The sequence below is a fragment of the Palleronia sp. LCG004 genome, assembly GCF_032931615.1.
In the GTDB taxonomy this organism is placed as follows: domain Bacteria; phylum Pseudomonadota; class Alphaproteobacteria; order Rhodobacterales; family Rhodobacteraceae; genus Palleronia.
In genome coordinates this window covers 2,672,765-2,690,543 of record NZ_CP136759.1, presented here as the reverse complement: position 1 = coordinate 2,690,543, position 17,779 = coordinate 2,672,765, and the positions used below count along the sequence as shown (strand labels likewise).

General features: G+C 67.3%; 19 protein-coding genes. 7 read left to right on the top strand and 12 right to left on the bottom strand.

Annotated features, from left to right (window positions below; all coding sequences use genetic code 11):
* Positions 1-49 precede the first annotated feature (49 nt).
* On the top strand, positions 50-1,138 hold the full coding sequence (hemH, locus tag RVY76_RS13155; protein ID WP_317374578.1) for a ferrochelatase: 1,089 nt from the start codon (positions 50-52) through the stop codon (positions 1,136-1,138).
* 72 nt (positions 1,139-1,210) lie between these two features.
* On the opposite strand, the gene RVY76_RS13150 is transcribed toward hemH, so the two are convergent.
* Both RVY76_RS13150 and RVY76_RS13145 read right to left on the bottom strand, forming a co-directional pair.
* The gene (locus RVY76_RS13150; RefSeq protein ID WP_317374577.1) at positions 1,211-1,399 is read right to left on the bottom strand and encodes a hypothetical protein; all 189 of its coding nucleotides are present in this window, start codon (positions 1,397-1,399) and stop codon (positions 1,211-1,213) included.
* A 149-nt stretch (positions 1,400-1,548) separates the two neighbouring features.
* A complete protein-coding gene (locus RVY76_RS13145) occupies positions 1,549-2,142 on the bottom strand; it encodes a L,D-transpeptidase (RefSeq protein ID WP_317374575.1) in 594 nt (197 codons plus the stop codon).
* Positions 2,143-2,312: 170 nt separating this feature from the next.
* Between RVY76_RS13145 and RVY76_RS13140 the strand changes: the two genes are divergently transcribed.
* Complete coding sequence (locus RVY76_RS13140; protein ID WP_317374574.1) at positions 2,313-2,855, top strand: CAP domain-containing protein; 543 nt, start codon at positions 2,313-2,315, stop codon at positions 2,853-2,855.
* Positions 2,856-2,861: 6 nt separating this feature from the next.
* Here the strand turns inward: RVY76_RS13140 and RVY76_RS13135 are convergent, their stop codons facing one another.
* From RVY76_RS13135 to RVY76_RS13110, 6 genes are all read right to left on the bottom strand, one after another.
* Positions 2,862-3,365 (bottom strand): murein L,D-transpeptidase family protein, encoded by a 504-nt coding sequence (locus tag RVY76_RS13135; protein WP_317374572.1) that lies wholly within the window; start codon positions 3,363-3,365, stop codon positions 2,862-2,864.
* A gap of 114 nt (positions 3,366-3,479) precedes the next feature.
* Positions 3,480-4,697, bottom strand: coding sequence for a class I SAM-dependent RNA methyltransferase (locus RVY76_RS13130; protein WP_317374570.1), 1,218 nt, complete (start codon positions 4,695-4,697; stop codon positions 3,480-3,482).
* On the bottom strand, positions 4,694-6,526 hold the full coding sequence (locus tag RVY76_RS13125) for an ABC transporter ATP-binding protein (protein WP_317374568.1): 1,833 nt from the start codon (positions 6,524-6,526) through the stop codon (positions 4,694-4,696). Before RVY76_RS13125 ends, RVY76_RS13130 begins: the two co-directional genes overlap by 4 nt.
* A gap of 50 nt (positions 6,527-6,576) precedes the next feature.
* Positions 6,577-7,740, bottom strand: a complete 1,164-nt coding sequence (locus RVY76_RS13120; protein WP_317374567.1) for a CCA tRNA nucleotidyltransferase — start codon at positions 7,738-7,740, stop codon at positions 6,577-6,579.
* Positions 7,737-8,324 carry a CoA pyrophosphatase gene (locus tag RVY76_RS13115; RefSeq protein ID WP_317374566.1) on the bottom strand — a complete coding sequence of 196 codons (588 nt, stop codon included), beginning with the start codon at positions 8,322-8,324 and terminating at the stop codon, positions 7,737-7,739. The genes RVY76_RS13120 and RVY76_RS13115 overlap by 4 nt, the downstream gene beginning before the upstream one ends.
* Positions 8,317-9,321 (bottom strand): Hsp33 family molecular chaperone HslO, encoded by a 1,005-nt coding sequence (locus RVY76_RS13110; protein ID WP_317374565.1) that lies wholly within the window; start codon positions 9,319-9,321, stop codon positions 8,317-8,319. The genes RVY76_RS13115 and RVY76_RS13110 overlap by 8 nt, the downstream gene beginning before the upstream one ends.
* A gap of 83 nt (positions 9,322-9,404) precedes the next feature.
* Here RVY76_RS13110 and RVY76_RS13105 point away from each other — a divergent pair, with 83 nt between their 5' ends.
* Positions 9,405-9,851 carry an NUDIX hydrolase gene (locus tag RVY76_RS13105; RefSeq protein ID WP_317374564.1) on the top strand — a complete coding sequence of 149 codons (447 nt, stop codon included), beginning with the start codon at positions 9,405-9,407 and terminating at the stop codon, positions 9,849-9,851.
* Here the strand turns inward: RVY76_RS13105 and RVY76_RS13100 are convergent.
* A complete protein-coding gene (locus RVY76_RS13100; RefSeq protein ID WP_317374562.1) occupies positions 9,836-11,107 on the bottom strand; it encodes a PP2C family protein-serine/threonine phosphatase in 1,272 nt (423 codons plus the stop codon). The two genes, RVY76_RS13105 and RVY76_RS13100, sit on opposite strands and share 16 nt — an antisense overlap.
* Positions 11,108-11,237: 130 nt before the next feature.
* On the opposite strand from RVY76_RS13100, the gene RVY76_RS13095 reads away from it, so the two are divergent.
* Entirely contained in the window at positions 11,238-11,552 is a 315-nt protein-coding gene (locus RVY76_RS13095) for an Hpt domain-containing protein (protein WP_317374561.1), read from the top strand.
* Here RVY76_RS13095 and ilvA read toward each other — a convergent pair.
* Both ilvA and RVY76_RS13085 read right to left on the bottom strand, forming a co-directional pair.
* Complete coding sequence (gene ilvA, locus RVY76_RS13090) at positions 11,549-12,796, bottom strand: threonine ammonia-lyase IlvA (protein WP_317374560.1); 1,248 nt, start codon at positions 12,794-12,796, stop codon at positions 11,549-11,551. The genes RVY76_RS13095 and ilvA overlap by 4 nt on opposite strands.
* Positions 12,797-12,822: 26 nt before the next feature.
* Positions 12,823-13,566, bottom strand: coding sequence for a hypothetical protein (locus RVY76_RS13085; protein WP_317374558.1), 744 nt, complete (start codon positions 13,564-13,566; stop codon positions 12,823-12,825).
* A 117-nt stretch (positions 13,567-13,683) separates the two neighbouring features.
* On the opposite strand from RVY76_RS13085, the gene RVY76_RS13080 reads away from it, so the two are divergent.
* Positions 13,684-14,907: an argininosuccinate synthase gene (locus tag RVY76_RS13080; RefSeq protein WP_317374557.1), complete on the top strand. Its 1,224-nt coding sequence runs from the start codon at positions 13,684-13,686 to the stop codon at positions 14,905-14,907.
* A 336-nt stretch (positions 14,908-15,243) separates the two neighbouring features.
* A complete protein-coding gene (gene msrA / locus RVY76_RS13075) occupies positions 15,244-15,891 on the top strand; it encodes a peptide-methionine (S)-S-oxide reductase MsrA (RefSeq protein WP_317374556.1) in 648 nt (215 codons plus the stop codon).
* A gap of 24 nt (positions 15,892-15,915) precedes the next feature.
* Here msrA and RVY76_RS13070 read toward each other — a convergent pair whose 3' ends face one another.
* A complete protein-coding gene (locus RVY76_RS13070) occupies positions 15,916-17,076 on the bottom strand; it encodes an acetyl-CoA acetyltransferase (protein WP_317374555.1) in 1,161 nt (386 codons plus the stop codon).
* Between the two features lie 137 nt (positions 17,077-17,213).
* Between RVY76_RS13070 and RVY76_RS13065 the strand changes: the two genes are divergently transcribed.
* A complete protein-coding gene (locus RVY76_RS13065; protein WP_317374554.1) occupies positions 17,214-17,672 on the top strand; it encodes a MaoC family dehydratase in 459 nt (152 codons plus the stop codon).
* Positions 17,673-17,779: the final 107 nt, after the last annotated feature.

Genomic DNA, 17,779 nt, shown 5'->3' with positions numbered 1-17,779 from the left:
CCGGCATGAACGGGATATTCCCGGTGCACCAACGAAGGACGCTCTGACCATGCTGGATGCCAAATCGCCCGACGGAGAACCGCTTTTCACGGGCGAGGATGCCACGCGGCCCGACCATGCGCCGCAGGACCATCCCCGCGTGCCGCCCGCCAAGATCGGAATTCTGCTCGCCAATCTCGGCACGCCCGACGGCTACGATTACTGGAGCATGCGCCGCTATCTGAACGAGTTCCTCTCGGACAAGCGGGTCGTCGACTATTCCGCCTGGATCTGGCAGCCGCTTTTGCAGGGTGTGATCCTGACCAAGCGCCCGTTTTCGAGCGGCGCGGCCTACAAGTCGATCTGGAACGAGGAGGCGGGCGAAAGCCCGCTCCTGACCATCACCAAGGCACAGACCGCCAAACTTCGGGCCGAACTCGAGGCGGCGCATGGCGACCGCGTCATGGTCGATTTCTGCATGCGCTACGGCAATCCCTCGACCCGCTCGAAGGTGCGCGAAATGGTGCGCGCGGGCTGCCAGAAGATCGTCTTCTTCCCGCTCTACCCGCAATATGCCGGCGCGACGAGCGCGACCGCCAACGACCAGTTCTTCCGCGCGCTCATGCGCGAGAAATGGCAGCCCTCAGTCAGGACCGTTTCCGCCTATTTCGACGATCCCCGCTATATCGACGCGCTGGCCGGCTCGGTAGAGCGTGCGATCGGCGCGATGGAGACCAAGCCCGACATCCTCGTCGCTTCCTATCACGGCGTGCCGCAGCGCTATCTGATGGAAGGCGACCCCTACCATTGCCAGTGCCAGAAGACGTCGCGCCTGCTCAGGGAACGGCTCGGATGGTCCGACGGCGACATCGTCACGACGTTCCAGTCCCGCTTCGGCCCCGAGGAATGGCTGCGTCCCTACACCGTCGAGGAAGTCGCCCGGCAGGCGGAGGCGGGCAAGAAGCGCATCGCCGTCATCGCTCCCGCCTTCTCGGCCGATTGCATCGAGACGCTCGAGGAGATCAACGAAGAGATCCGCGAGAGCTTCGAACATGCCGGCGGAGAGCAGTTTACCTACATTCCCTGCCTCAACGACGACGACGCGCATATCTCGGCGCTGGCCGGCGTGATCGAGGACAATCTCAAGGGCTGGATCTGACGGCGGGACCTTCGAAACGAAAAGCGGCCGGGCATTTCTGCCCGACCGCTTCATGATCAGATTGTCGACCGATCAGTCTGCGACGGCAGCCGCCACGACGGCGAGCAGCAGAAGCGGGATCACGATGCCGCCCGAGGAGCCCGAGGACTCTTCGACCACGACTTCGGGCTCCATCATCGGGGCCGGCTGGGGAGCCATGCCGCCGGCGAAAGCGCCCGTAGCGGTGATCGAGAGAGCGGCGGCAAGTGCAAGTTTCTTCATATCGTATCTCCAGTATACGCCCGGTGCCTATTCGATGGTGAGGCCTCAGCAGGCACCTAAGACTGTTCCTCACCGACTTTTTAATCAGTAACAATGACGGACTGGAAAGTTCGCTTGGCCGTTTTGGGTTCCAATCGCCGGCCACTTTGTCAAATTAGCAACACCTGCGTCCCCGCCCCGGCCAGGCCGTAAAGCTCTTCGATATGGTTGTTGTAAAGGCCGATGCAGCCGTTCGAGGACCGCCGACCGATCTTGCGCGTGTCCTGCGTTCCGTGGATCCGGTAATATTGCCAGCTGAGATACAATGCGTGCGTACCAAGCGGATTGTCCGGACCCGGGCCGATGAAATCCGGCCATTCGGGGTTGCGCTCCTTCATCGCGGGCGTCGGGGCCCAGCTCGGCCCCTCGACCTTGCGGATGACCTCCGTGCGGCCCTTGCGGGTCAGGTCGTCGGTCTCGGGCACGGATGTCGGGTAGAGCTTATAGACCGATTCGTCCTCGTTCCAGAAATGCAGCGCGCGGGACGTGATATCGACGAGGATGGCGCCGCCCCTCAGCGAATCGAAATAGGGCTGCCAGTCGAGCATTCGGAAACTCGACGCATTGCGGCGGATCACGTTCGACACTTCGGGGCGGAATTCCGTGGTGCCGGCATTCTGCGCGAGGGCCGGCGCGGCGAACGTGGCGGCCGCACTCCCCAGGAACAGGCGGCGGGTCAGACGGTCATGCGACGACTGGGACATGGAAAACTCCGGATGTTCGGGAACGAATCGATCACGAAACTATGATCCGCGGGCCTTTCGCGCAATTCAAAGAAACGTCATGCGCTATTCCCAAGGGTTTCGCGACGGAATTGATCGCGCGGGGCGAAAGCGGTATGGCCCGTATGTGACATAGCGGGAAACCACCTCTGATGATCCGTACCATCGCGCTGACGACGATCGCCGGCCTGACCCTCATGGCCTGTTCGGCACCCCCCGCACAGGTCGCCTACGGGCCCGACGGACGCCCGCTGCCGCAGCTCTACCAGATCAATTCGGGCGATTCCGACCGGATCCAGCTTCGGTTCCTCGACGGGGTGAACGCCGTACGGCAGGCCGCGGGCGCGGCCCCGGTCGCGCTCAATGCCGAACTCACGGCCGCCGCGGCGACCCATTCGCGCGACATGTCGGTGCAGAACCGCCCGTGGCATTTCGGCTCTGACGGGTCCTCTCCGCTCGACCGGGCGCGGCGCGTCGGCTATCGCGGCGAGCTTCTGGGCGAGAACATCTCCGAGACCTACGAGACCGAGCTCGAGACCCTCTCCGCCTGGATGAGCGCGGAGGATCAGCGCGCGGTCATCCTCAACCCCGAGGCGCGCGACCTGGGCTTCTCGTGGTTCCAGGAACCCGGCGGAAAGATCTGGTGGACGATGGTCACCGGACGGCCCGGCTCCGCCGGTGCCGTCGGGTTCTGATCCGTCTCAGGGATAGATGGTGATCGGCGTCCCGTCGCGCACCATCGCATAGATCTCCTCCATCTCGCGGTCCTGAACGGCGATGCAGCCGGCCGTCCAGTCGCCCTTGGCCGTCTTGCGATCCACGTTCTTGCCCACGCCGTGGATGAAGATGTTGCCCCCCGGCGAGAGGCCCAGCGCATCTGCCTGCGCCCGGTCCACCACGTTGGGATAGGAGATCCCGATCGACAGGTGATAGTTCGAATTGGGATTGCGCCTGTCGATGTAGTAATGCCCCTCGGGCGTTCTTCCGTCGCCCTCGAACCGCTTGTGGCCCTGAGGCGCGAAGCCGAGCCCCATGCCATAGCGTTTGAGCACCGTGTCGCGATGCATCAGCTGCACCACGCGCTCGGTCTTGAAGACGACGACCCGGGTAACCTCGGGGCCGTCATAGCTGCGGAACTTGGAATCGCCGCACGCGCTCAGCATCGCCAGCGCCAATACCGCCAGCGTCATACGTATAAGTGACATCGGAGCCCTGCCCGCCCTCTATTGTCTGTTTTGCCGATTGTCATAGCGCAGATTTCCGCCATCGCGCACGATTCATTGGCTTCACAAGGCCGTGAGGATTGCCTCGTTGCAATTCTAGCGCGCGAGATGCGCCACAAGCTCGATATGCGGCGACCAGCGGAACTGGTCCACGACGCGGATCTCGCGGATCGCGAACCCGGCAGCCACCGCGATGGCCGCGTCGCGCGCGAAGGTCGCGGGGTTGCACGACACCGCCGCGATCGTGGCGACGGCACTATCGACAAGGGCGCGCATCTGCGCCTCGGCCCCCGCCCGTGGCGGGTCGATCACCGCCGCATCGAACTTGTCGAGCTCCAGGGGCACCAACGGACGCGAGGAAAGGTCACGCGTCTCGACGCTCAGCCGGTGCAGCCCGCCTTCGGCGCGCCAGCCCTCGAACGTGGCGGATGACAGTGCCTCCAGCCCCTCGACCGCGTGGATCTCCGCCATCCGGCTCAGCGGCAGGGCGAAGGTCCCGCAGCCGGCATAAAGGTCGACCACCCGCTCCGCCCCCGCGGCGATCCCGGCGACGGCTTCGCGCAGCGCGGCCTCGCCTGCCAGCGTCGCCTGCAGGAACGCGCCCGGCGGCGGCACCACGCGCAGCCCGTCCATCATCTGGAACGGCGCGCGCGCCTGCGCCACCAGCTCGTCGTTCCAGCTCAGCCGTGCGAAATCCGCGGCGCCCGCGATGGCGGCCAGCTCCTCGGACAGGGCCCGGTCGGGCGTCTTGCCGCCCGCCACCGCCACGTCGAGCCCCGCAGGCCCGTCGGTGACCGTGATCGCCAGCTCGCCCTTCCGCGACCCGCCCGCCACGACCAGCGCCTCGAGCGGGGCGAGCGCGGCACGGATCGCCGGCACCACGACGCGGCAGGACGGGATCGCGGTGATCGTGTCCGACGCGCGGGCATGGAATCCCACCAGCGCGCCCTTCTTGGTACGCCGCCCCGACAGCACCGCCCGCCGCCGGCTTTCTGGCGGTGAGGTCGCGATCCCGGCGATCGGCGCGTCGAGCCCGTACCCCGCCAGCGCATGCCGCACGATTCCGATCTTCCAGTCGGCCACGAAGGCGTCGGTCGCATGCATGACCGCGCAGGCCCCGCAGGAATTGTAATGCGGGCAGGCGGCCGCGACGCGCTCCGCGCTCGGGGTGCGGATCTTCGGCGCGGGGATGCGGTCGCCCTCCCGCGCGCCCGCCACGACCTCGCCCGGAAGCGTGCGCGGCACGAAGACCGGCCCCGCCGCGATACCGTCGCCCAGATGGCCCAGCCGCTCGATCGTCACCTCGTCCGTCATTCCGCCGCATCCAGTCCCATGAAACCGCCCGATTGCCGCGCCCAGTAGCGCGCATAGGTCCCCTGCCGCGCCAGGAGGTCGTCATGCGTTCCCTCCTCGACGATGCGGCCGCCCTCCAGCACCACGATCCGGTCCATCTGCGCGATGGTCGACAGGCGGTGCGCGATGGCGAGGACGGTCTTGCCCTCCATCACCCGGTCGAGCGCGGTCTGGATCGCGGCCTCCACCTCGCTGTCGAGCGCGCTCGTCGCCTCGTCCAGCACCAGGATCGGCGCGTCCTTCAGGATCGCGCGGGCCAGCGCGATGCGCTGCCTCTGCCCGCCCGAGAGCTTCACGCCCCGCTCGCCCAGATAGGCGTCGTAGCCTTCGCGCCCCCGGAAATCGGCAAGCGACGCGATGAACTCGCCCGCTTCGGCGCGGTGGGCCGCGCGCCGCATCTCGTCGTCGCTCGCGTCGGGGCGCCCATAGAGGATGTTCTCCCGCGCCGAGCGGTTGAACATCGCCGTCTCCTGCGTGACCATCCCGATCTGGCGGCGCAGGCTCTCCTGCGTGAGGTCGCGGATGTCGTGCCCGTCGATGGTGATGCGCCCCCGCTCGGGATCGTAGAGCCGGAGGAGCAGCGCCACGAGCGTCGATTTCCCCGCGCCCGAGGCGCCGACGATGCCGATCTTCTCGCCCGCCCCGATCGACAGGTCGATGTCGCGGATGCCGCCCGTCTCGCGGCCATAGGCGAAGGTCACGCCCTCGAACCGCACCGCGCCGCCACCCCTCAGCTCGCGCGCATCTTCGGCATCGACGAGCGTGTGCGGCGGCGTCAGCGTCATCATCCCGTCCTCCGCCTCGCCCAGCGACGCGTAGATCGACATGAGCGTGAACGACACCCAGCCCGTCATCTGCGCGATGCGGATCGCGATGGCCCCCGCCGCCGCGATGTCGCCCGCCGACGCCATCCCCACCGACCAGAGCCAGAGCGTCCCGCCGATCAGCAGCACCGGCAGGATTCCCGCCAGCGTCATCAGCGCGAAGCGGAACGCCCCCGAGAGCACCCCGAAATCGATGACCGTCTCGCGGAACTGCGCGATCGAGCCCAGCGCCGCGCGATCCTCGTAGTCCGAATGCCCGAAAAGCTTCACGGTCTTGATGTTGGTGATCGTGTCGACGACCTGCCCCGACACCATCGCACGCGCCGCCGCGCGGCCCTTGGCGCGCACGCGGATGCGCGGCATGAACCAGCGGATCAGCCACAGATAGCCCAGCACCCAGATCCCCAGGCCCAGCGCCATCCACATGTTGATCGTGGTCAGCAGCAGCGTCGATCCGATCAGCGTGGCCAGCGCGAAGAAGCCCACGTTGATGATCTCCGACACGACATCGGTGATCGCCCGGCTCGTCTGCATCTGCTTCTGCGCGATGCGGCCCGCGAAATCGTCGTCGAAGAACGTGACCGCCTGGCCCAGCGTCCAGCGATGCAGCCGGCTCAGGACCAGCGGATTGACGTTGGGTGCCACGATGACCGAGTTGGCCGTCGCACTCGCCCCGAAGAGGATCGGCCGGATCAGCAGGAAGAACACGACCGCCCCGATCAGCAGGCCGGTATTCTGCGAGAAATAGTCCGAAACGCCCGTTCCCACGGCCGAATCGATGATCCGCCCGAGGATCAGCGCCGTGACCACCTCGGCCACGCCCGCCAGCGACGAGATGAACGCCGAGACGCCCAGCCACAACCACGACCCCTTGAGCGTCCAGACAAGGAACGCCCAGAGCGTGCGCGGCGGCGGGCCGTCCGCGGGGCGGAATGCGTCGATGAGGGAGGAGAGATTGCGGATCATGGGAGCCTCCTATCTGCGCCCGAACGGCCCGACGCGCAACCGCCCCCCGCTCACTCGGGATCCGCCCCGTCGAGCAGGGCCTCCCGGTCGAGCGCGAAGCCCGATGCGATCCAACGCGCCTCCATCCGCCTCAGCGCGACACCGATCCCGGGCCCTTCGTATCGCCCCTTCAGATCCGCGCCCCGCACGGGAAACTCCGCGGCGGCCCCCTTCGCGATGCGTGCCTCCAGATCGGCGGGCAGCAACGCGCCGTAGCTCGCCGCCCGCAGAAGCTCCACGTCGCGCGCGACGGCCGCTCCGTGACGCCAGGCGAGTTCGGCTGCCCCCTCGGTCCCCTGGATGCTGCGCACCAGCAGGTCGAGCCGTCCGGCCTCGGCACGCGACAGGCGCAGCCGCCGGGGGGCCTCCTCACCGCCCAGCGCGGCAAGACGGCGCATCGCCTCGGGTGCCTGCCCCGCCAGCTCCTCGAGATGGACGAGCACGCCCAGTGTCGCGACCGATGCGCCCGGCAGGATGCGGGCGAGGATCCCCGCCTGTTCCATCGCGCCGATCGCGGGGGCCGGGTCCGGGGCCTCCAGCAGCTTGCGCATCTCGGCACCGACCCGCTCTGCCGAGAGCTGCTCGATCCCCTCGGCCAGCTCGGCGGATGCCGCCAGCGCCTCCGCGTCGAGCCCGTCCTCCGCATTCCCGTACCAGGCGTGGAACCGGAAATAGCGCAGGATCCGCAGGTAATCCTCGCGGATGCGCGCGCGCGGCTCGCCGACGAAGCGCACCCTGCGCGCCATCAGGTCGTCGAGCCCGCCCAGCGGATCGATCACCAGCCCGTCCGCATCGGAATAGAGCGCGTTCATCGTGAAATCCCGCCGCGCCGCGTCGTCCTCGATCCGGTCCGAGAATGCCACGACGGCACGGCGCCCGTCGGTCTCGACGTCGCGGCGAAAGGTCGTGACCTCGTAGCCGCGCCCGTCCGCCACCAGGGTCACCGTGCCGTGCTCGATCCCCGTCGGCACCGCCTTCAAACCGGCCGCGCGGGCAAGCTCCATCACGCGCTCGGGCGGCGCATCCGTCGCGATGTCGATATCGCTCGCCCCCTCGCCCAGCGCGGCGTTGCGCACGCATCCGCCCACGACCAGCGCGCGATACCCGCCCCGCGACAGCACCTCCAGCGCCTGCACCGCGCCCGGATCGTGCCGCCACGGCCCGTCGAGGATCACGTCGAAAGCCTCTCGGCCAGCCCGTGCAGGATCCGCGCCGTGGCCCCCCAGATGTAGTAGGGGCCGTAGGGCACGACGTAATAGCGCCGCGCCTGCCCGCGCCAGTCGCGTTCCTCGACCCTGAACCGGGCCCGATCCGTCACGAATTCCATCGGCACGCGAAAGATCTCGGCCACCTCGCCCGCCTCGGCCACCTCATCGAAGTGCCGCGTGACGAGGCCCAGCACAGGCGTCATCGAAAAGCCCGTCACCGTCTCGTGGCCCGGCAATTCGCCCAGCACCTCGACCGCGTCGGGCGGCAGGCCGATTTCCTCATGGGCCTCGCGCAGGGCGGCCGCCGTCGCATCGCGGTCGCCGGGATCGATCTTGCCGCCGGGAAAGGCGATCTGGCCGGGATGCTGGCTCAGCATGGCCGATCGCTTGGTCAGGATCAGCGTCCCCGTCCGGGCGCAGACGGGGACGAGCACGCCCGCCCCCCTCAGCTTCGCGGCCTGGGGGGCGGCCTGTCTGTTCAGGTCGAAATCCGAGGACGGCCCGGTCTCGCGGGCGAGTGCCGCGCGCAGCCGGGCGGGCCACTCATCCATCGCCGTCCGGCACCGCCTCCGCCTCGAAGCCCAGCGTCTTCGGGTCGAATTCGTAATGCGCCCCGCAGAACTGGCAATCGGCGGTCACGATACCCTCCTCCGTCGTCATGTGCGCGATGTCCTTCGCGGAATAGATCGACAGGCTCTGGCGCACGCGATCGGCCGAGCAGGTGCAGCCGAAGCTCACCGGCTGTGCGTCGAAGACGCGCGGCTTCTCCTCGTGGAACAGCCGGACGAGCAGGTCGGTCGGCTCGACATGCGGGCCGATCAGCTCGGTCTCCTCGACGGTGTCGAGAAGCAGGTTCGCGCGGCTCCAGTTCTCCGCCTCGTCCCCGTCGAGCACGTCCTCGGCCCGCAGCAGTCCCGCATCGCCGGATCCGCCATCGGCACCCGCCCTGAGCGGCGAGGCCTTGGGCATGTGCTGGAGCATGATGCCGCCCGCACGCCACTGGCTGCCCTCTCCGGGGCTCTGCGCCTGCCCGAAGGACAGCGCGAACCGCGAGGGGAGCTGCTCGGACTGCGCGAAATAGGTCTCGGCGCAGGACGACAGCGATCCGCCGGCGACGGGCGTGATCCCCTGATAGGGATGCGTCCCGTCGCCCTGATCCATCAGCACCGCGAAATAGCCCTTGCCGATCTGCGTGAACGGATCGACCCCGCTCTCGAGCCTGTCGGCGTCGTAGCTCGCATAGGCGCGGATGCGCGCGGGCGTTCCGTCGTCGCCGGGCGCGTAGTAATCCGTCGCGATGAGCCGGGCCGGCCCGTCGCCCCTGACCTGCAGCGACAGCTTCCAGCGCAGCTTGATCGTCTGGCCGATCAGCGCGGTCAGCAACGTGGCCTCGGCGACCAGCGCCTCGATCTCGGGCGGGTAGTCGTGCTGCGACAGGACCTGTTGCAACGTGGTATCGAGCCGCCCGACGCGGCCGCGGATATCCGACGCATCGAGCTGGAATGGCAGGACGGTATCGTCCCAGGCGATCTGCTTTCCTAGGGTCATGGGCTTCCTTCGGGGGACGGAGCTTGGCATACGGGGGCAATATAGGGCCCGGTGCCCGATGCTTGAACCCCGGGGGGCCGCACATGATCCGCCGTTTCGGAGATCCGCCCCGGGCGGGACGCTCCTACATCCACCGACCGGGGGCCTACGCGATCCTCCTCATCGGCCGCGAGATCCTGCTGACCCGGCAGGACGTGCCCGAGCGCGAGTTCCAGCTTCCGGGCGGCGGCATCGATCCGGGCGAGCAGCCGCTCCACGCCCTCCACCGCGAGGTCCTCGAGGAAACCGGCTGGCATATCGGCAGGCCGCGGCATATCGGCGCCTTCCGCCGCTTCGCCTACATGCCGGATTACGGGATGCACGCCGAGAAGCTCTGCCACATCTACCTCGCGCGTCCCGCCCGCGCCGTCGCCCCGCCGAGCGAGCCGCATCATTGCGCGGTCCGCGTTCCTGCGCACCTGGCCCCCGACATGCTCGGCAATCCCGGCGACGCGCATTTCCTGCGCCGGGTTCTCTATTCGCTCGACTGAAATTCCAGGATCAGCGCCGAGACGTCGTCGGGCAGATCGGACGTGTCGGCCAGCGTCAGCAGCTCCCACTTGATCGCCTCGAGCAGCCGCTTGCCCGACCGGTCGTGATGGCGCCGCACGATCGAGGCGAGCCCCGCATCGTCGAGCATCCCGCCATCGGGATCGGGACATTCGGTCAGGCCGTCGGAATACATGAGAAGCCTCTCGCCCGGGCCGAGCGTGATCTCGCAATCCTCGTATTCCGCCTGCTCGACCAGCCCGATCGGCAATCCCCCGTTCCCGAGCAGCCGCACCCCGCCATCGTTCGTGATCAGCGCCGGATGCGGATGGCCAGCCTGGCAGAACACGACCTTGCGCGTGACGACGTTCACCTCGGCGATGGCGATGGTGAAGTAATGCTCCGTATCCATCTCGGCCATGAAGAGGTCGTTGAGCTTGCGGCAGGTCTCGCTCGGGCGCAGCATCGACACCGTGTCGCCCGTCCGCTCCAGCGCGACGTTCGATCCCGGCCGGTTGCCCGACAGCCACGAGGCGAGCCGCGCGGTGATCAGCGCCGAGGCGATGCCGTGCCCCGACACGTCGAGCGAGAAGACCCCGATTCGGTCGGGCGCGAAGCGGATCTCGCCCACCAGGTCGCCGCCGATATGGCCGCTCGGGCGCAGCATGTAGGACATCACCGCATCGCCGAGCCGGGTCGTGTCCTTGGGCACGAGCGACATCTGCAGCTTGCGCGCCTCCACGAGGTCGCGGTTCAGCACCTCGTTGATCGCCCGCATCTCCTCGAGCGTCTCGGTCACGAGGCGGTTCTTCTGCGTGAGCTCGCGCTCGATCGACAGCAGCCGCTCTCCCGCCTGCAGCCGGCCGCGCAGCTCCTCCGAGCTCACCGGCTTCGACAGGAAGTCGTCCGCCCCCTCGCGCAGCGCGCGGGCAAGCTCGCCCTTCTCGGATTTCGAGGTCAGCACGATGAAATAGATGTACTTCTCGCCCTGCAGCGCGCGCAGCTCGGCACAAAGGTCGAGCCCCGACTTGCCGGGCATCACCCAGTCGCTCAGTACGATGTCGGGCGGCGATCTGCGGCAGATCTCCAGCGCCGCCTCCGCGCTGTCGGCCTCCGTCACCTCGTAGCGCGTGTCGTTCAGCGCACTCAGAAGCAACCGGCGCTGCAACCGGCTGTCATCGACAACCAGCAGCTTAAGGGCCTCGCCCTCTTCCCGGCGGTACGGCGTGCCGATCGGCGGTAAGAGCGTCTTGTTCAAGTTGGCGTCCCGTCACCAGAGGTCGCACCGCTATCGCCCAGAAGGTTTAATCGGACGTAAATCAATCTGATAACCTTGTCTTAAGCCCTGGCGTGTCAATGGATCGCGATCCCCAACCGGAGGATGCAAGGTGATTGACTGGACCCAGCTCGACGATCTGCAGGAACAGCTCGGATCCGACGGCCTGCTCGAGATCATCGACATATTCATCGAGGAGACGGCCCCCGTGATCGAGCGGCTCGACCCCGACAGCGCCGGGATCGGCGCGGATCTTCATTTCGTGAAGGGCGGCGCCTCCAATGTGGGGTTCAAGAACCTCGTCCGGCAATGCGAGATCGGCGAGGCGCAGGCCCGCGCGGGCACCCGCGTCGATCCGGATCCCGTCCGCACCTCCTTCGCGACCTCGTGCAAGCTCGTGCGCGACCGCTACGGGATCACCGTCTAGATCAGGAATTCCGACAGTGTCCGGTCGTCGGTGATGTCCTGATAGACGAAGCCCTTCGCGTCGAGCCTGCCGAAGAGCGTGGCGAAATTCGCAGGGTCTCGCGTCTCGATGCCGATCAGCACCGATCCGAAGTTGCGCGCCGATTTCTTGAGGTATTCGAACCGCGCGATATCGTCGTCGGGCCCCAGCAATTCGAGGAAATCGCGCAAGGCGCCGGGCCGCTGCGGCATCCGCAGCACGAAGTACTTCTTCACGCCGCCGTATTTCTGCGCCCGCTCGCGCACTTCCGGCAGACGCTCGAAATCGAAATTCCCCCCCGAGGTCACACAGACGACCGATTTGCCGCGGATCCGCTCGGCTAGCTCCGGCAGCACGTCGACGGCCAGCGCCCCCGCCGGTTCCAGCACGATCCCCTCGACGTTCAGCATCTCGATGATCGTGGCGCAGATCCGGTCCTCGGGCGCCGCCAGCACCCGGTCGCGATCGACATGGCGCAGGATCTCGAAGGTCCGCTCCCCGATCCGCGCGACCGAGGCGCCGTCGACGAAACTGTCCACCCGGTCGAGCGTCACGAGCTCGCCCTTCTCCAGCGCGGCGCCGAGGCTCGCCCCGCCCCGCGGCTCGACATAATAGAACTCGGTCCCGGGCGAGGCGTCGGCGAAATAGCGCGTGATCCCCGACGAAAGCCCTCCGCCGCCCACGGGCAGGATCACGATGTCGGGGGCCGTCTCCATCTCCGCCAGGATCTCCACCCCGACCGAGCTCTGCCCCTCGATCACGTCCGGATCGTCGAAGGGCGACAGGAAATGCCCGCCCGCCTCGTCGCAGAAGGCCTTCGCGGTGCCCAGCGTGGCGTCGAAGTAATCGCCGACCAGCCGGATCTCCACCGCGTCGCCGCCGAAGGCGCGGGTCTTGTCGATCTTCTGCTGCGGCGTGGTGACCGGCATGAAGATCACGCCCCTCACGCCGAAATGGCTGCAATTGTACGCGACGCCCTGAGCGTGGTTGCCCGCGCTCGCGCAGACGAAAAGCCGCGTGTCGGGCCGCGCGTCCAGCGCCTTGCGCATCGCGTTGAACGCCCCGCGGATCTTGTAGGACCGAACGGGCGAGAGATCCTCGCGCTTGAGCCGGATATCGGCCTCGTATTTCCCGCTCAGGTATTCGTTGCGCAGGAGCGGGGTCGCGGGAAAGAGGTCCCGCAGGCTCTCGGTCACGGCGATGGCTTGGGCTTCGATATCGGTCATGTCCCCGAGATGCGCCCGATCGGCGCTCAGGTCAATTCGTCCCGACCGCCCAGAAGGTCCCGCCCCTCGACGTAATGGCCGTAGATCGTCGTCATCAGGCACAGCCCCAGCACCGTGACGAGCCACTGGAACGCCAGGCTCGACACCGCCGCGATGATGCCGAGGCCCAGCGCCACCAGGATCGCCGGCACGAAGGACAGAAGCGTCAGCAGCACCCCCGAGACGAGGATCGCGCCCGTGCCGCCCGCGGTCGCGGCCCAGGCCTCCCCGATCGACAGCCGGTCGTTCACGGCCGCGGCGGGCAGGACCGGGCTGATCCGCCCGATGACCGTCAGCACCAGCGCCATCGCCGCGACATTGAGGACGAGCGTCGCCACCGCCGACGGCATCGCCATGACGAGGAAATGCGACACGAAAAGAGCCACAGCGGCCAGCACCAGCGTGAGAAGCCCCAGAAAGATCGACCGCAGCAGGTAGGCGCGGCTCGCCGATCCGTGCCAGTGCGGCACGATCCCCGACTGGATCTCGCCCAGCAGGACATAGCGGTGCCACTGCACCGCCATCCACACGAAGGCGAGCAGATAGGCGACCATGGCGATGGCGAAGGGCACGAGGAACCCCGCCGCCGTCGGCTGCGCCGGAACGATTGCCGGCAAGAGCAGCGTGATCGCCAGCATCACGACATAGGGCAGCCCCGTGACGCGAAAGGCCGCACCCACATTGCCGCTGATCATCTTCAGCGCGTGGCGGAACAGGTGCCATCCCTTCATCGGTCTCTCCTTCTGCGATCTTCCTCCGTCTCTCCGAAAGGGGTTGACCTCGGGTTGACGTCTTGTCGCATCCTAGCAAAGCCGGTATCGCCACGCGACCATTCCAAGGAGATCTCCATGTCCGCGCCGAAGAAAGTTGTCCTCGCCTATTCCGGCGGTCTCGACACCTCGATCATCCTCAAATGGCTGATGACCGAATACGGATGCGAGGTCGTGACCTTCACCGCCGATCTCGGCCAGGGCGAAGAGCTCGAGCCCGCCCGCAAGAAGGCCGAAGACATGGGCGCGTCCGCCATCTACATCGAGGACCTGCGCGAGGAATTCGTCCGCGACTTCGTCTTCCCGATGTTCCGCGCCAACGCGCTCTACGAGGGGCTCTACCTGCTCGGAACCTCGATCGCGCGGCCGCTGATCTCCAAGCGCCTCGTCGAGATCGCGGCCGAGACCGGTGCCGACGCGGTGGCCCACGGCGCCACCGGCAAGGGCAACGACCAGGTCCGGTTCGAGCTTGCCGCCTACGCGCTCAACCCCGACATCAAGGTCATCGCCCCCTGGCGCGAATGGGACCTGACGAGCCGCACCAAGCTCATCGACTTCGCCGAAAAGCACCAGATCCAGATCGCCAAGGACAAGCGCGGCGAGGCGCCGTTCTCGGTCGATGCGAACCTCCTGCACACCTCGTCGGAAGGCAAGGTGCTCGAGGATCCGGCCGAGGATGCGCCCGATTACGTCTATCAGCGCACCACCAATCCCGAGGACGCGCCCGACACCCCCCAGTATATCGAGATCGGCTTCGAGCGCGGCGACGCGGTCAGCGTGGATGGCGAGCGCCTGTCGCCCGCGGCGCTCCTGACGAAGCTCAACGAACTGGGCGGCACGCATGGCTGCGGGCGCCTCGACCTCGTCGAGGGGCGCTTCGTCGGCATGAAGTCGCGCGGCATCTACGAGACGCCGGGCGGCACGCTCCTGCTCGAGGCGCATCGCGGGATCGAGCAGATCACCCTCGACCGCGGCCAGGCCCACCTCAAGGACGAGCTCATGCCCCGCTACGCGGAGCTCATCTACAACGGTTTCTGGTTCAGCCCCGAGCGCGAGATGCTTCAGGCGGCGATCGACCATTCGCAGGCGCACGTCACCGGCACGGTGCGCCTCAAACTATACAAAGGTTCGGTAAGGACCGTTGGCAGGTGGAGTGATCACAGTCTTTATTCCGAGGCCCATGTAACATTCGAAGACGATGCCGGGGCATACGATCAAAAGGATGCAGCGGGATTCATTCAACTGAACGCTCTTCGGCTCAAGCTCATTGCGGCGCGTGACCGCCGCCTGAAGGGGCGGTGACGCAGGTCACAGGAAAGGCGGCAGGCGGGTTGCACGGACCCGCCTGCCTCTGGATGCTCGAGGACAAAAACAGCACATTCCTCGGCACCCGTTCCGGGTGAACTACGCACCGCGGCGACGTTCAGATCCTGTGCGCAGCCCTTAGCCGGTTACCGCCAAAACCCGTTTTGTGAACGCCCCGAATACCGCGACACCCTCAGTCACGGGAGTCTCCCGGGTCGAGTTTCAACCTCCGGGATTTTTTTCCGACTTCCCTCACCATGGCGTGAACTCACGCGCGGTTTGCTTGCAACGTGGCCCGCCCGGCGGGATCCTCCGGTCATAAGGAGAGTCCCCATGCAAACCACCATCTCATACGCCAAGGCCGCGCTGCTCGCCGCGCTCGGTGCCGTCGCCACGGCGGGCGCCGCGGCTGCCCAATCCGATACCGCGATCGTCGCCGGCGGCTGCTTCTGGTGCGTCGAGGCCGATTTCGAAAAGGTGGACGGCGTCGGCGATGTCGTCTCCGGCTTCACCGGCGGCACCACGGCCGACCCCGAATACCGCGCCTCGGGCGATCATATCGAGGCCGTGACGATCCCCTACGACCCCTCTCAGGTCAGCTATCGCCAGCTGATGGACCTGTTCTTCCGCTCGATCGACCCGACCGATGCGCGCGGGCAGTTCTGCGATCGCGGCCACGAATACACGACCGCCGTCTTCGTCCGGAACGAGGATCAGCGCCAGGCCGCCGAAGCCGCCAAGGCCGCGGCCGAGCAGGAGCTCGGGCAGGAGATCGTGACCCCGATCGTCGCGGCGTCGGAATTCTATCCGGTCGGCGCCTACCACCAGGATTACTACAAGAGCGACGAGCGCATCGCCTTCTCCTCGGTCGGCCTCGCCGTTCCGAAAAGCGTGGCCTACAAACGCTACCGCGAGGGCTGCGGGCGTGACGCGCGCATCCGCCAGCTCTGGGGCGACGACGCGCCCTTCGTGGGCGGCTGACGCCCCACGGGGCCGCGCACGCCCCTAGCGCGCGGCCTCGAGCACCGAGCAGTAATTGGCGACGCCCGATCCTCCCATGTTGAAGACGAGGCCGATCTCCGCCCCCTCGGCCTGCATCCCCTCGGCCGCACCCGTCAGCTGACGCGCCGCCATCACGTGCATCGACACGCCCGTGGCGCCGACCGGGTGCCCCTTGGCCTTGAGCCCGCCCGACAGGTTCACCGGGCAGGACCCGCCCTTGGCGACGACCCCCTCGGCGATGGCGCGCGCGCCCTTGCCCCTGGGCGTCAGACCCATTGCCTCGTAGATCATCAGCTCGGCGATCGTGAAACAATCGTGGACCTCGGCGAAATCCACGTCGCCCACGCCGATCCCCGCGCGCTCGTAGGCCAGGTCGAACGCCCGCGCGGGTCCTGCCAGTGCGGTCATGTCGCGCCGCGACATCGGCAGAAAGTCGTTGACCTGCACGGCGGAACGGAACGTGACCGCCTGCGGGAAATCCGCCGCCATCCCGGGGGCCACGATCACCATCGCCGCCGCCCCGTCCGAAATGAGCGAGCAATCCGTCATCCTGAGCGGCGCCGCGATCATCGGGTTCTTCTCGGACACGGTGTTGCAGAACTCGAACGTGACCTCCTTGTGCAGATGCGCCAGCGGGTTGGACATCGCATTACGGTGGTTCTTGACCGCGATCCGCGCCAGCGCCTCGGACTGGTCCCCGAAATTCTGGAAATACTGCCCCGCGATCCGCCCGAAGATCTGCGGAAAGCTGACATCCGATTCCTCCTTCTGGTACGACGCGCCCGCCAGCGCCTTCGTCACGCCCCGCGTGTCGAGCTCGGTCATCTTCTCGACCCCGATCACCAGCGCGACCTTCGCCGACCCCGCCCTGACGGCGTCGAGCGCGGAATAGATCGCGGCCGATCCCGACGCGCAGGCATTCTCGCACCGCGTCGCGGGCGTGAAGCGCAGATCCTCGTCGAGCGACAGGACCAGCGACGAGGCGAAGGCGTCGCCCACCATCCCCGAATTGAAATGCCCCAGCCAGATCCCGTCGACCTCGGCCGCCGGAAGGCCCGCATGGTCAAGCGCCTCGCGCGCCGCCGCGACGATCAGATCCTCGAGCGTCCGATCCTTTAACGCCCCGAATTTCGTGTGGCCCCAGCCGACGATGCAGGGTTCCATGGCCTCTCCTCCCGATGAGCTCCCGATCAGCCTAGCCGTGCGGCGGCGGCCAAGTCATCCCGTTTCCACGGGCGCTGGAACGGATGCGGGTTTCGTGACAGGCTCGCATCCGAGGAACGCGCGCGGGGGGAAATGCGATGGCCGGTCTCTATTTCGAGGAATTCCACGAGGGCCAGCATTTCCGGCACGAACTGCGCCGCACGGTCAGCGAGGCCGACAACACGATGTTCAGCCTCATGTCGATGAACCCCCAGCCGCTCCATATCGACGCGCAGTTCGCCGAAGGCACCGAATGGGGCGAACGGCTCTTCAACTCGATGTTCACCTTCGCCATCCTCGTGGGCCTCAGCGTGCAGGACACGACCCTCGGCACCACCGCCGGCAATCTCGGCTTCTCCGAGGTGACATTTCCCGCCCCGGTCTTCCACGGCGACACGCTGCGCGCCGAGACGACCGTGCTGTCGCTGCGCGAAAGCCGCTCCCGCCCGACCCAGGGCCTCGTCGAGTTCGAGCATCGCTGCTTCAAGCAGGACGACACGCTCGTCGCCCGCTGCAAGCGCACCGCGCTGATGCTGAAACGCCCCGACGGCGCCTGAACGCTCCGCGCTCCGTACGCAGGCGATCGGCAACGGTTTCGCCGCGAAACCTCCCCCCCCACGCACACCGGCCCGTTCCATCCACAGGAAAGCGCCTTTAGCGCCGC

Coding starts and splice junctions, on each gene's coding strand:
- hemH (WP_317374578.1), top strand. CDS start 50: ATGCTGGATGCCAAATCGCCCGACGGAGAACCGCTTTTCACGGGCGAG.
- RVY76_RS13150 (WP_317374577.1), bottom strand. CDS start 1,399: ATGAAGAAACTTGCACTTGCCGCCGCTCTCTCGATCACCGCTACGGGC.
- RVY76_RS13145 (WP_317374575.1), bottom strand. CDS start 2,142: ATGTCCCAGTCGTCGCATGACCGTCTGACCCGCCGCCTGTTCCTGGGG.
- RVY76_RS13140 (WP_317374574.1), top strand. CDS start 2,313: ATGATCCGTACCATCGCGCTGACGACGATCGCCGGCCTGACCCTCATG.
- RVY76_RS13135 (WP_317374572.1), bottom strand. CDS start 3,365: ATGTCACTTATACGTATGACGCTGGCGGTATTGGCGCTGGCGATGCTG.
- RVY76_RS13130 (WP_317374570.1), bottom strand. CDS start 4,697: ATGACGGACGAGGTGACGATCGAGCGGCTGGGCCATCTGGGCGACGGT.
- RVY76_RS13125 (WP_317374568.1), bottom strand. CDS start 6,526: ATGATCCGCAATCTCTCCTCCCTCATCGACGCATTCCGCCCCGCGGAC.
- RVY76_RS13115 (WP_317374566.1), bottom strand. CDS start 8,324: ATGGATGAGTGGCCCGCCCGGCTGCGCGCGGCACTCGCCCGCGAGACC.
- RVY76_RS13110 (WP_317374565.1), bottom strand. CDS start 9,321: ATGACCCTAGGAAAGCAGATCGCCTGGGACGATACCGTCCTGCCATTC.
- RVY76_RS13105 (WP_317374564.1), top strand. CDS start 9,405: ATGATCCGCCGTTTCGGAGATCCGCCCCGGGCGGGACGCTCCTACATC.
- ilvA (WP_317374560.1), bottom strand. CDS start 12,796: ATGACCGATATCGAAGCCCAAGCCATCGCCGTGACCGAGAGCCTGCGG.
- RVY76_RS13085 (WP_317374558.1), bottom strand. CDS start 13,566: ATGAAGGGATGGCACCTGTTCCGCCACGCGCTGAAGATGATCAGCGGC.
- RVY76_RS13080 (WP_317374557.1), top strand. CDS start 13,684: ATGTCCGCGCCGAAGAAAGTTGTCCTCGCCTATTCCGGCGGTCTCGAC.
- msrA (WP_317374556.1), top strand. CDS start 15,244: ATGCAAACCACCATCTCATACGCCAAGGCCGCGCTGCTCGCCGCGCTC.
- RVY76_RS13070 (WP_317374555.1), bottom strand. CDS start 17,076: ATGGAACCCTGCATCGTCGGCTGGGGCCACACGAAATTCGGGGCGTTA.
- RVY76_RS13065 (WP_317374554.1), top strand. CDS start 17,214: ATGGCCGGTCTCTATTTCGAGGAATTCCACGAGGGCCAGCATTTCCGG.